The organism is Paenarthrobacter sp. PAE-2 (assembly GCF_026013155.1).
In the GTDB taxonomy this organism is placed as follows: domain Bacteria; phylum Actinomycetota; class Actinomycetes; order Actinomycetales; family Micrococcaceae; genus Arthrobacter; species Arthrobacter ureafaciens.
Genome location: NZ_JAPDNV010000042.1, coordinates 17,784 through 30,732, shown reverse-complemented (window position 1 = coordinate 30,732; position 12,949 = coordinate 17,784). Strand labels below are relative to the sequence as shown.

The following is a 12,949-nucleotide window of genomic DNA, read 5'->3' as shown; positions in this document are numbered from 1 at the left end:
CGGACATAAATTACACAGTGAGCCCCGACCACGACGGTCGGGGCTCACTGCATTTTAAACCCACCCCCAAGAACCACGGGTAGAGTTGGTGGTCATGGAAAGTCTTTTCAGCCACCCCACGTCTGACTCCACACCGGCCAACGCAGGCGGGGAGGACCTAGAGCCGTTGGTATTCACTACCGTGGTGCCCACCACCATCCAGCACGCATTCATGGGATTTACGGACCACCCGCACCTGTGGTGGCCCATGGCCGAACACAGCGTTTACGGCGCCGGCTCGCATGTGGAATTTGAGGAGAACATGATCCTCGAGACAGCCGAGGACGGCCGCACGTCGGTCTGGGGCACCATCGACGACTGGCAGCCCCCAATGTCCTTCCACACCAGTTGGTACCCTGCCAGCACCCCGCTCTGGTCCACTGAGCTTCTGGTAGCCTTCAGGGCCGTTGACGGGGGAACTGAAGTGCGCCTTATGCACGATGGTTGGGAGGGCGCTGAAGACCCCAAAGCTACGCGCGAATCCTACGCTGAAGGATGGCCGGGCGTCCTGGCAAACTACTCACGGTTCATGGGCGGAGCCGTTGCCTAGCGCGGGTGCATCCACGGCCGGGATCAGACGGCTCACTGCCGGCGACTGGCAGCAAGTGAAGGCCGTGCGATTGGAAATGCTGGCCGATACTCCCATGGCGTATATCGAGAGCCTGGATGCGGCGCGGCGGCAAACCGATGCGCAGTGGCAGGAACGGGCCAAGGCGATGTCGGGAGACGGTAGCGTCACCTTGATTGCGGAGGAAAACAACCCCGCCCGCCGGATCAGAGGCCTCATGCGCGTAGCCCTGACGCATCCGCAAAAGGCGGGGAATCCACTACACGCAGTGTTGATCAGCGTCTACGTGGCACCGGAATACCGGGGGCTGGGCTTGGCTGACGAGCTGCTGGTGGCGTGCTGCGATGCAGCTGCCCATGACTTGGGAGCCCACGTGCTGGAGCTCGGCGTCCACGAGGACAATGCCCGCGCGCTGTCTTTCTATCAACGCCATGGTTTCTCACTGACGGGGGAGTCCAAGCCCTTCCCCCAGGACAAGACCAAACGTGAGCTGATCATGGAGCGTCGGCTGACCATGAGCGAAAGGAACACCGACCTTGGCGGATGAAACGGCTATTTCCGGAACCACGGAGGAAAGCATCAGAGTCCGCGCAGTCGTGGACAAAGCTTCGGCGGTACGGGCGCCGGAGGATCGGGATTTCGTGGAACAGCTGAGATCCGGCCTGGCAGCATCCCAGCTGGCCGAGGACGAGGCAACACTGACGGTCTACTCCGCAGACCAAGGCCCGCTGCTCGAGCGTCACTTGCCACTCGCCGTCGTATGGGCCGAATCGGTTCAGGACGTCCAGCACATTGTCCGCACGTGCTCCGCCCACAGGGTTCCAATCGTTGCACGCGGTGCCGGTACCGGCGTATCGGGCGGAGCCCACGCCACGCGGGGTTGCATCGTCCTCAGCTTGGAACGGATGAACCGGATTCTTGACCTGAACCCGGATGACGAGACCGCCGTCGTCGAACCCGGCGTCATTAACGCGGACCTGAACGCTGCTGCCGCTGCGCACGGCCTCATGTATGCGCCGGACCCGGCGAGTTACAAGATGTCCACCATCGGCGGCAACGTGGCGACGAACGCCGGTGGCCTGAGGTGTGCAAAGTATGGCGTGACGCGTGACTCTGTTCTTGCCTTGGACGTCGTTCTTGCCGATGGCTCCCTCCTGCATACCGGACACCAGACGTTCAAAGGCGTGGCAGGCTATGACCTCACGGCGCTGATGGTGGGTTCTGAAGGCACATTGGGGATAGTGGTGGGTGTGACGGTCCGCCTCAAGTACTTGCCCCACGAGGTCCACACCATTGCGGCTTTCTACCAGGATTTCCGCAGCGCAGCTGCCGGGGTGCTGGCGGTCGGCAAAGCGCGGGTGCAGCCGGCCATCATGGAGTTGCTGGATAACGGAACCTTGGAGCAACTGGACGCACTGCACGGCTCGGACCTGCAGAAGCGCGGGAAGTCGTTGTTGCTGATTCAGACCGACGGCTTTGGGGCGGCCGCTGAGGCGGCTGTGGTCCGGCAGGTCCTTGCCGACGGCGGCGCTACAGTCACCATGGAAGCCAGCGCGGAAGCGGAAATGTTGGTAGAGCTGCGCCGCAACAGCCGCGGCGTGGAGGTCGACGACGAGTTCCGCGTGGGCGAGGACATTGCCGTTCCGCGCTCGAAGCTGGTGGAGTTCGTCGCGTCGCTCGAGACCATGGCCGCCCGCCACCGGGTCCGGCTCAAAGTGGTAGCCCACGCCGGCGACGGCAACCTGCATCCGACGTTCTGGATGGACCGCGTGGACGAGACTACAGACGCCGACGCCTTGGTGCGGCTCAACGCGGCCCTGGATGAGTCCATCCGGGTAGGCCTGGAGATGGGTGGGACCATCACCGGGGAACACGGAGTAGGCCAATACAAGCTCCGTTGGCTGGGGCTGGAGCAGCCTGAACCTGTGCGTGAACTGCAGCGCAGGATCAAGGAGCTGTTCGACCCGGCAGGGATCCTGAACCCCGGGAAGGCCATATAACCATATAGGGCTTTTGGTATTCCAATAATCTCGATCGGCGTTTTCGGTCATGTTTAGCCCCGCTTTATCAGCGGTTTATTTTGACATCATTACATCCTATTCTACTTTGGTATACCAAAACGCCAATGAGGGGATGGACGTGGGAGAAAAGCGCCGAGCCGTACAGGGACACGGTCCAAGACTGAAGACGGTCATGGTGCTGCTGGCCCTGGTGCTGGTGTCCATCAACCTCCGGCCAGCTATCACCACGATCGCCGGAGTGATGAACCAGCTCGAGGATGCCTTCCAGCTGGGTCCGCAATGGCTGCCCCTCCTGGGCACGCTCCCGGTCCTTGCCTTCGGCGTATCAGGGCCTATCGGGCCTTGGCTGGCCCGGCGTCTCGGCGCTGGGCGCGCCGTGGCAGTCGCCCTGCTGGTTCTGGCTGCGGCGCTCATTGTGCGGGCTACGGTCCCGGTGCTCCTTTTGCCCGGAACCTTCCTGTGCGGCATGGCGATCATGACGGCCAGCGTGTTGGTTCCCCAGATCGTCAAGACCAACCGAGGCACGGGCTGGTGGACGGGCCTCTGCACCATGGGGTTTGGACTCGGTGCAGCCTTGGGCGCCGGACTCGTCCGGCCCTTGGAACACGCCTTGGGCGGCAGCCTCAGCTGGGCACTCGCCGTGTGGTCCGTGCCCGCTCTGTTGGGCGCCTTCCTGATACAGCGCTCGGGAGGAGGCCCGACGTCGGCACCGGCCGCAGCGGGCAAGGCCACCTCAGCGGGGAATGCCACCTCGGCGGGGAATGCCGCCTCGGCGGCCGGGGAAGCTGCGGCGCTGACGCCGGATTCGCCGTCGCCGGCTGTCGCGCCCAACGCTGTCGTGCCCAGTGCTGTTGTTCCACTGCGTAAGCAGCGCACGGCCTGGGCCGTGACAGCGTTCTTCGGGTTGCAGGCAATGCTCTACTTCGCCATCACGTCCTGGCTGGCCGTTTTCCTTGTCTCCGAGGGACTCTCCTCCGCGGATGCCGCAGCGTTGCTGGCGTGGTTCAGCCTGGCCGGCCTTCCGGCGAGCCTGCTGGCTCCTGTCCTGGCCGGCAGGCCCAAAGTGCTTCGGGTTTTGGGACCAGGTTTGGGCCTTTCCGTCGCAGTGGCGCTCATCGGTGTCCTGGTAGCTCCGTCCGGGGCCCAGTTCCTCATGGTCGGCGTGCTGGGCGTAGTCCAGAGTGCCGGCTTCGGGCTGGCCATGGCCTTGGTGGTCATACGTTCAGCGGGACCGCTGACAGCCGGCCGGCTTTCCGCGATGAGCCAGGGCTTCGGCTTTGCCCTGGCCTCCTTGGGCCCCCTTGCTGCAGGGCTGCTGCACACTTGGACGGGCGGCTGGGAGGCTCCCTTCCTGGCGATGGCGGGTGAAGCGCTGGTCTTGGCGGCAGCCGGATACCTGGCGATTCGCGGGCCGCTGGTGAGCATTGAAACCCCCAAAGCAACCGCGAAGGACAACCCGGGCCAAAGCTCCACACCTGAGCTTGTTCCGTAAAGCTGCTGGTCGCGGCCCGGTGCCCAGCGTATTCTCGGCGTATGAACACACCTGGGACCAACAAACCAAGCTCCGCGACCGAAATCCTTGAAGTGAACGAATGCTGGGAACTCCTGCGGGGAGTTTCCGTTGGCCGGTTGGCCGTGTGGGTGGACGACCACCCGGACATCTTCCCCGTCAACTACAAAGTTGACCACGGAAGCCTGGTGTTCCGAACAGGGGAAGGCACCAAGCTCCACGCCGCACTCAGCGATACTCCGGTGGCCATTGAGGCGGACGGAGTCAACCCTGACACCGGCGTCGCCTGGAGCGTGGTGGCCAAAGGGCGGGCGTCCGCAGTGAAATTGACGCAGGACGTCCTGGATACCATCGGACTCCTGCTGTTCCCCTGGGAAGCAGGCCAGAAGGACCAGTTCATCAGGATTACGCCCAACAGCGTGACCGGGCGGCGTTTCAAAGTGACACCTCCCGCGACGTGGTGGACTCCCTTGGACGATGCTCCCACCGCCAGCGCCGAGTAGGTGCCAAGGAACTGCTTGAACAGCGAACCCGCCCCCATCTGACCCTCCAAGGGCCCGGCGTACCGCTCAGGCGTGAACGTCGTGCGGGTCTACGGCGGGCGACCGCAACCCGGCCGTGTACGGAGAGGACAGGGGAGATCTCCAACGACTGGCTTCGAGCGGAGCCAGTATCATCCACTGCCCGCTCACGTCCATGCGCTACGGGAGCACGCTGGACTCCTGCAACGACTACAAAGCCGCCGGCGTGAACATCTCACTGGGCACCGACTCGTTTCCGCCGGACCTCATCCGGGGCATCGATGCCGGTGTCCAGCTGGCCAAGATCCTCACCGGAAGGAACGACGCCGGTGACCTCGCCGGATATGTGGACGCGGCGACGCTCGGCGGGGCACGTGCCTTGGGCCGGAACGATCTGGGGCGGCTCCAGCCCGGTGCGCAGGCCGATATGGTTGCGTTCGCGCTCGACGACATCCGTGACGGCGTGCACGATGACCCCCTCCGCACCCTGACCCTCAATGGCCCGGCGCGTCAAGCCATCCTCTCGGTGGTAGCCGGGCGCACCATCATGGCAGACGGGCTGATCGAGGGCGTCGACCTCGACTACTGGCGCACCCGGGGGGCAGGAACTCTTCGACAAGATGCGTGCCGGCTACACGCAGCGCGATACCCTGAAGCGGCCTGCGGACGAGCTGTTTCCACCCGTGTATGCTCGGTTGGAGCGCTGACCGGTGCCGTCCGGCGAACTCGGTTGGGCGCCTGCATGAAGGGGAGTTCCACAGTGGCAGAGGCTGGTCCGGAAAACGGCAACGTCCGCGATGACGAGGCCCGCGCGGAGTACGTATACCAACTGGTGCTCGAAGGCATCGTGTCAGGGTCCTTCGCCCAGGGTTCCCGGCTGCGGGAACGTGAACTCTCGGACATGTACAGCGTCTCGCGCATCCCCGTCCGGGAGGCCATCCAGCGGCTGGAACAAGACGGGTTCGTGGCCACCTTCCCGCGCCGCGGCGCGGTGGTACGCCAACTCACCCTGACGGATGTCAATGAGCTCTTCGACGTCCGCCTGTGCTTGGAAACCTTTGCCGCCAGGGAAGCGGCCGCCCGCGTTGCCGAGGGTGGCGACGGCGGCCGCCTCGGGGAACTCATGGAAGCATCCAAGGCTGCCATCGATGAGGACCGGACCGACGACGTCGTCCTCATCAGCGCGGAACTGCACGCGGAGATCGTCCGCCTCTCCGGCAACCGCCTTCTGATGGAGTCCGTGAAGCCCTTGTTTGGACGCATGCGCTGGATCTTCGGCCTGGCGCACAACCGCAGCAACGAACTCCAGCGCGAAGAACACACCCAGCTGTGCAACGCGATCCTCAACGGCCGTCCCGAGCTCGCTTACTCGCTGGCCTACTCCCACATAGAACTGGGCCGCGAGCCCGTGTTGGCCGGGCTCGCGGAAACCCTGGAACCATAGGTGCCCGGAGGGCGCCGTGCGTTCCTTCCGGGGCCTCAGTCGTCGGCGTCGGGGTACTCTTCCACTTCGTCGTACCGGCCGGACTCTTCAACTTCCACTTCGAGGATCTTCAGCATCTCGGTGTCCGGGTTCAGCATGATGGCGGCCTCGTCACGGCGGTGCCGCAGGACTGTGTCGATGTAGGACTGCACCGTCTCCGCCAGGGGTATATGGCGGTCCTGCTTCTGGCTCATGTACCAACGGTGTTCGAGGACCTCGTGGACTACCTCGGCGGGTTCGAGCTTCCCTGCCAGGTCCCGGGGGATGGACCGCACGATTGGTTCGAAAATCTGGCTGACCCACGCGTGGGCACTGATTTCCTCGTCCAGTTCCGGGTTGTTGTCGGCGCGGAACTGGTCCATGTCATTGAGCAGCCTGCGGGCCTGGTTCTCCTGGGCGTCCAGGCCGGTCAAACGCAGCAACCGGCGCTGGTGGTGCCCGGCGTCCACCACCTTGGGCTGCAGCTGGATGGTGGAACCATCCGCCGTGGTCTTGATGGCATATTCCTCGACGTCGAAGCCGAGCTCATTGAGCCTGCGGATACGCGCCGCCACCCGCCAGCGTTCGCCGAGTTCGAAGGACTCCTTCTCCGTCAGCTCGGCCCAGAGGCGCCGGTAGCTGTCCATGATCAATTCACTGGTAGCAACGGGATCCACTTTCTCCTCGATGAGGCCGCCGTCCAGGAGATCCATGAGCTCGCCCGCAATATTCACTCGGGCAATCTCCAGATCGTACTCGCGTTGGCCCATGGAAAGGTCCGGGTACAGCTCACCGGTTTCAGCGTCCACGAGGTAGGCGGCAAATGCACCGGCGTCGCGGCGGAAGAGGGTGTTGGAGAGCGACACGTCGCCCCAGTAGAAACCGATGAGGTGAAGGCGGACCAGAAGCAGCGCCTGTGCATCGATGAGGCGGGTCAGCGTGTCCTTGCGGAGCATCTGGGAGAACAGTGCGCGGTACGGCATGGAGAACTTCAGATGCCGGGTGACCAGCACGGGGTTCAGCGGTTTGCCGTCCGCCGTCGTCCGGCCGGTGATGACCGCCACCGGCTCAACGCAGGGGACGTCCAGCCGGGCCAGCTTCCGGAGCATGTGGTATTCGTGCCGGGCCACGTGCTCAGAGGTTTCCTTGATGGCTATGACGGAGCCGCCAAGGTGCGCGAACCGGACAATGTGGCGGGAAATACCGCGGGGGAGTGCTGCCAGGAATTCAGCCGGCCAGTCCTCCAGGGCGATGTGCCAGGGAAGGTCCAGCAGCTCAGGATCGGCCGCTGCTGCGGTGATGTTGAGCGAACCGATGACGCTCGCAGGCGGGGTTGAGTCCTGCGCGCTCGCAGCTTCCTTCCGTGGGAGCTTGCCGATCTGCCCGTAGTCGGTAGGTTCGTCGTGCCACTGGGCTCCGTTTTGCTCGCTCATGCCTCAATTGTTCCGTATTCGGTGGTGTTGTTCGGTTCAGTGAAGGGATCGGCCGGTGTGGCGGACCATTCGACGTCGGCAGCCGGCTGGAAGGTGACCCCCTGGTTGGCGAGCCGCTCGCCGAAGCCGCCCAGCCGACGTCGGAAGTCACCAAGGCTTCTGGCCTCCTGTGGCGACCACGCCACTTCCGCGAGGGAAACCGCACGCGGGTACAGCAGCCAGTAGGCCTGGCGGTTGCCGCGGACGGTTTCGGTCCATAGGGGACCTTCGACGCCGAGGATGTGCTGGTCTTCAAGGCCGCCTTGGGCGGGGTTCCACTGGTAGTACTCGGACCAGGTGAAAGGGCCGCCGTCAACCCAGGACAGTCCGATGGGGCTGGTGGAATCGTACTTTTGGTCCAGGTACGTCCGGTCGGCAGGAGACATGATGACCTTGGCAGTACCTTGTTCGGCCTTGTTCAGTACTTGCCCGAAGTCTCCGAACCAGTACTGCACCACGCTTCCATCCGGCAGATCCGCTTCGGCCGCCTCATTCCAGCCCACCACGGTCTTGCCGGTGGCGGCGCCGATCCTGGCGAAATCCCGGACCATGGCGAGGTAGTTTTCATGGCCGGTCACGTGGGCCTCGTCCCCGCCGATGTGCAGGTACGGGCCATCCGTGATGGCGGCAACCTGCCCCAAGACCTCGCTGACGAACTCGTAGGTGGCGGGAATGTCTGCGTCCAGCGTGGAGTACCCCACCTCACCCGTGGCGTTCATGGGTTTGGCCACGCCATCAGGGTTGAGCCGGGGCACGGCTGCCAATGCTGCGTTGACGTGGCCCGGGAGGTCGATCTCGGGAACCACCGTGATGTTGCGGGCCGCTGCATAGGCCTGGATGTCCTGGTAGTCCTGTTGGGTGTAGAAACCAGTCCGACCGGGCGTGAGGCCAACGCCGGGGTGGTTCACGGCCCCGCCCACTGCCGTGAGGTTGGCGTACTCCAGCCCGTAGGGGTTGTTCTCCGGTTCATGGATCTCGATGCGCCATGCTTGGTCGTCCGTCAGGTGCAGGTGCAAGGCGTTGAACTTGAGCTGCGCCATGACATCGATTTGTTCCTTGACCTCGGCAACGGTGAAGAAACTGCGCGCAACGTCAAGCATCAAACCGCGGTACCGGAAGCGGGGAGCATCTTTGATTTCGACGGCGGGGACCGTCCAGTCGCGTTGCCTGTCCGAGTTTCCCGCGGGCCCGGCCGGCGGGGCTTCGATGGCGGGGTCGAACAACTGGCGGAGGGTCTGGATGCCGTTGAACAGCCCGGCCGGTGTATCAGCCCGGACCCGTGCGCCTGCGTCGGTGACGGTCAGGGCGTAAGCCTCAGGGCCGCCGTCGAACGTTCTTGTCAGCTGCAGTGCCACGTCACCGGGCCGGAAATCGCTGACCAGCGGAAGTTCGTGGCCGGTAGCGCGACGCAGGAATGGCGAGAGGTGCCCGGCAACCGGCACGGCGGCGCCGGTTGCGGAGATCCGGGTGGCGCCGCCCAAGGTGAAAGCCCGGCCATCCAGGACGGCGACGTGCACAGGCTTGGGGATGAGGAGTTCCGTGACGTTCATGCCGTTCTCCTTCTGGTCCGTTGCCGCTACGGGGCGGGTTAAAGCGGTAACGGCCCGACGCGGGGGTCGGGCCGTTATCGCTACTTCAGGTGGTTGGGTTGTGGGCCCACACCGACAGGGTTCCCTGGCCGAAGCGAAGCGAGGCTAGGGGGTCGGTGGGGATTAGTCGCCCAGGCGGAGGCCGGTCTTGGTGTCGAACAGGTGCACGTGGCCGGACTGCGGACGGACGAAGATGGACTCGCCCTTCATCGGAGGACGGCGGCCGTCAACACGGGCCACGATGTCGTGGCTCTTGCCGTCGAGGGTGGTGTGGCCGTAGACGTAAGCGTCGGCTCCGAGCTCTTCCACTACGTCCACCTCAACCTGGAGGCCTTCGCCCTGAGGAGCGGTCTCGAGGTCTTCCGGACGGGTACCGACCGTGACGGTCTTGCCCGAAGCGTCATCGAGGACATCGTGAGGAACGGGGTAGACCGTGCCGCCGAACTGGACGCCGCCGTCAACAACCGGCAGTTCCAGCAGGTTCATGGCGGGGGAGCCGATGAAGCCTGCAACGAAGACGTTCTGCGGGCGGTCGTACAGGTTGCGCGGGGTGTCGACCTGCTGGAGGAGGCCGTCCTTCAGCACTGCGACGCGGTCGCCCATGGTCATTGCCTCGACCTGGTCGTGCGTCACGTAGACGGTGGTGACGCCGAGGCGGCGGGTCAGGGACGCGATCTGGGTACGGGTCTGGACACGGAGCTTGGCGTCAAGGTTGGAAAGCGGCTCATCCATGAGGAAGACCTGCGGGTTACGGACGATTGCGCGGCCCATGGCAACACGCTGGCGCTGACCACCGGAGAGGGCCTTCGGCTTGCGGTCCAAGTACTGCTCAAGGTCAAGAAGCTTTGCGGCTTCACGGACACGCTCTGCGCGCTCTTCCTTGGAGACGCCGGCGATCTTCAGTGCGAAGCCCATGTTGTCGGCAACAGTCATGTGCGGGTACAACGCGTAGTTCTGGAAAACCATCGCGATGTCGCGGTCCTTCGGCGGAACGTCGGTGACGTCGCGGTCGCCGATCAGGATGCGGCCTGCGTTGACGTCCTCCAAGCCTGCGAGCATGCGCAGGGAAGTGGACTTACCGCAACCGGAGGGTCCAACGAGGACCAGGAATTCGCCATCGGCGATGTCGATGTTCAGCTTATCGACGGCGGGCTTATCAGTGCCCGGGTACAGACGCGTAGCGTTGTCAAAAGTAACTGTTGCCACAGTTATCAATCCCTTCACCGGCAGGTACGTGCCGGACGATCCGTAGTGAATGGTTCTTGTTTTTCAGTTGAAACTCCCCGGCCGGAGCCGAGGAGTCGCCCGTGGCGCCGCACGATGCTGTGCGTCACGTCACATACGAGAGTATGTCAGACTTTTTGACGAACTGTCGAACTGTTAGGAAGATCACATGAAATTCTGTTCGCGATTCATGCGGAGCCAACGGCGCGGCGTCGTTCCCGGAGCAGCGCTTCCAGGAGTTCGGCCACATGTACCGGAGCTTCCACCCGGTACGCTGCCTGCGTGAAATCCAGGCCGACCTTGATGCCGACGTCCCCGGGCAGGAGCCTGCCCAGCGCGTCCTCGTCCGTGACGTCGTCACCGGCAAACAGGACCGCGGTGGCTCCGGTGGCCTGGCGGAGGAACTCCACGGCCTCGCCCTTGGACGCTTGGATCACTGAGGTTTCCAGCACCCGTTTGCCGGATTTCAAGTACACCCCCGGACGGTCCTGCAATTCCAGGCGGGCGGCCTGGACAGCGTCCTCGGCCACGTCGTCGTCCGCCAGCCGGGTGTGGAGCACCACGCCTGCCGGCTTGTCTTCCAGCAACGTGCCGGGAGCGACGTTGACGATGCCGGCGAGCACCTCGCGCACCGAAGCCAGGCGTTGCCGCTGCTCGTCATCCAGTTCCAGTCCGAGGGACCCTTCTCCCATCCAGACTTCCGCCCCGTGGCTTCCGATCAGAAGCGTCGTTTCCGGCGGGGAAGCGACCGCGCGCAGGCTGTCCAGAGCGCGTCCCGAGATGAGTGCCGTCGTCGTGCGCGGAAGCCCGGCGAGTTGCTCCAAAGCCGCAGCCGACCGGGGAAGCGGGCGTGCGTCCGACGCATGGTCGACGATCGGGGCAAGCGTGCCGTCGAAGTCGAGGGCAACCAGCAGGTGTTCCGTATCGGCGACGCGGCGGACCGCGTCGAGCAGCTCCGGCGCCAGGGAGAGGGGGGTCTGCTCAGCTGTCATCGCGCACCACCTTTTCCTTGAGCGCAGCCAGGAAGTCCGCGGACCAGTGGTCGACGTCGTGGTCAAGGATCTGCTTGCGCATCAGCTTCATGCGGCGGCGGGCTTCCTTGGGGTCCAGTTTGATGGCCCGCAGGATCGATGACTTCAGCCCGTCGATGTCGTGCGGATTAACAAGCAAGGCCTGCTTCAACTGGTCGGCAGCGCCGGCGAACTCGCTGAGGACCAAGGCTCCGTCATCCTCGGAGCGGGCCGTGACGTACTCCTTGGCCACCAGGTTCATGCCATCCCTCAAGGCCGTGACCAGCATGACGTCGGCCGCCAGGTAGAGGGCCACCATCTCTTCCACGGGGTAGCTGTGGTGCAGATAGCGGACGGCCGTGTTCTGGATGGTGTCGTAGGTGCCGTTGATCCGGCCCACCGTGCCTTCGATTTCTTCCCGCAGGAGGCGGTACTGCTCCACGCGTTCCCGGCTGGGGCTTGCCACCTGGATCAGGGTGGCGTCTTCAACCTTGATGTGCCCGTCGGCCAGGAGTTCCTCGAAGGCCTTCAGCCTGTGCCCGATGCCCTTGGTGTAGTCGAGCCTGTCCACGCCCAGCAGGATGGTCTTGGGATCGCCGAGGTCCTTGCGGATCTGCCGGGCCCGCTCGATGATGTCCGGCCGCGTGGCGAGCTGGCGGATCTGGTCCACGTCGATCGAGATGGGGAACGCCTGGGCGCGGGCAATGTGCGTGACCTGGCCGTCCTGTCCCTTGACGTGGACCTGCTGCTGCTTGACGCTTGCGCCAAGGAAGCGGCGGGCTGACCGCATGAAGTTGCCGGCGTCACTCGGGCGCTGGAAGCCGAGGAGGTCGGCGCCGAGCAGGCCGTCAATGATCTCGCGCCGCCACGGCAACTGCGCGAAGATTTCCGGCGGCGGGAAAGGAATGTGGTTGAAGAAGCCGATCTTCAAGTCCGGGCGGGCTTCCCGGAGCAGCCTGGGGACAAGCTGCAGCTGGTAATCCTGCACCCACACCGTGGCCCCGTCCGCGGCATGGCGGATGACGGCGTCGGCGAACTTCTTGTTCACCTGGCGGTAGGAGTCCCACCATGTCCGGTGGAATTCCGGCGGCGCGATAACGTCGTGGTAAAGCGGCCAGATGGTGGCATTGGAGAATCCCTCGTAGTAGAGCTCCACTTCGTGGCTGCTCAACTGGACCGGGACGAGGTCCATGCCTTCGTGGCTGAAAGGACGCACTGTCTCGTCCGGGGCGCCGTGCCACCCGACCCATGCGCCGTCGGATTTCGTCATCATGGGCGCCAGTGCGGTCACGAGGCCGCCGGGGGACCGGCGCCAGCCGTCACCGCCGTTAGTGTCGCCGTCGTTGCTGTAACGGTCCACGGGCAGGCGGTTGGACACCACCATGAAATCGAACGTGCTCGCCGTGGGCTTCTGCGTTGGTGAGGCCCTAACGCCCTGTTCCGTCGTGAGTTTTTCGCTTGCCAAATCCTGCATTACTGCCCCCTGGGGTTGCTGTGACTCGCTTCCCAGCCTACCGGCGGAATCTTCAGGGG

General features: G+C 64.4%; 11 protein-coding genes. 6 read left to right on the top strand and 5 right to left on the bottom strand.

Going from position 1 to position 12,949, the window contains the following annotated elements; translation table 11 throughout:
- Window positions 1-94: 94 nt before the first annotated feature.
- From OCL88_RS18225 to OCL88_RS18200, 6 genes are all read left to right on the top strand, one after another.
- Window positions 95-589, top strand: coding sequence for a hypothetical protein (locus tag OCL88_RS18225; protein ID WP_264963442.1), 495 nt, complete (start codon window positions 95-97; stop codon window positions 587-589).
- Window positions 582-1,154: a GNAT family N-acetyltransferase gene (locus OCL88_RS18220; protein WP_410869008.1), complete on the top strand. Its 573-nt coding sequence runs from the start codon at window positions 582-584 to the stop codon at window positions 1,152-1,154. Before OCL88_RS18225 ends, OCL88_RS18220 begins: the two co-directional genes overlap by 8 nt.
- A 94-nt stretch (window positions 1,155-1,248) precedes the next feature.
- Window positions 1,249-2,607 carry an FAD-binding oxidoreductase gene (locus tag OCL88_RS18215; protein WP_410869010.1) on the top strand — a complete coding sequence of 453 codons (1,359 nt, stop codon included), beginning with the start codon at window positions 1,249-1,251 and terminating at the stop codon, window positions 2,605-2,607.
- 193 nt (window positions 2,608-2,800) lie between these two features.
- Entirely contained in the window at window positions 2,801-4,120 is a 1,320-nt protein-coding gene (locus OCL88_RS18210; RefSeq protein ID WP_264963439.1) for an MFS transporter, read from the top strand.
- Window positions 4,121-4,161: 41 nt separating this feature from the next.
- Entirely contained in the window at window positions 4,162-4,641 is a 480-nt protein-coding gene (locus OCL88_RS18205; protein WP_166185672.1) for a pyridoxamine 5'-phosphate oxidase family protein, read from the top strand.
- 193 nt (window positions 4,642-4,834) lie between these two features.
- Window positions 4,835-6,103 (top strand): FCD domain-containing protein, encoded by a 1,269-nt coding sequence (locus tag OCL88_RS18200; protein WP_264963438.1) that lies wholly within the window; start codon window positions 4,835-4,837, stop codon window positions 6,101-6,103.
- A 35-nt stretch (window positions 6,104-6,138) separates the two neighbouring features.
- Here the strand turns inward: OCL88_RS18200 and OCL88_RS18195 are convergent, their stop codons facing one another.
- From OCL88_RS18195 to OCL88_RS18175, 5 genes are all read right to left on the bottom strand, one after another.
- Entirely contained in the window at window positions 6,139-7,554 is a 1,416-nt protein-coding gene (locus OCL88_RS18195; protein ID WP_264963437.1) for a DUF4032 domain-containing protein, read from the bottom strand.
- Entirely contained in the window at window positions 7,551-9,143 is a 1,593-nt protein-coding gene (locus OCL88_RS18190; RefSeq protein WP_264963436.1) for a beta-N-acetylhexosaminidase, read from the bottom strand. The genes OCL88_RS18195 and OCL88_RS18190 overlap by 4 nt, the downstream gene beginning before the upstream one ends.
- Before the next feature lie 162 nt (window positions 9,144-9,305).
- Entirely contained in the window at window positions 9,306-10,388 is a 1,083-nt protein-coding gene (locus OCL88_RS18185) for an ABC transporter ATP-binding protein (protein ID WP_021473761.1), read from the bottom strand.
- 206 nt (window positions 10,389-10,594) lie between these two features.
- Window positions 10,595-11,398, bottom strand: a complete 804-nt coding sequence (otsB, locus tag OCL88_RS18180) for a trehalose-phosphatase (protein WP_264963435.1) — start codon at window positions 11,396-11,398, stop codon at window positions 10,595-10,597.
- Entirely contained in the window at window positions 11,388-12,890 is a 1,503-nt protein-coding gene (locus OCL88_RS18175; protein ID WP_021473759.1) for an alpha,alpha-trehalose-phosphate synthase (UDP-forming), read from the bottom strand. Before OCL88_RS18175 ends, otsB begins: the two co-directional genes overlap by 11 nt.
- Window positions 12,891-12,949: the final 59 nt, after the last annotated feature.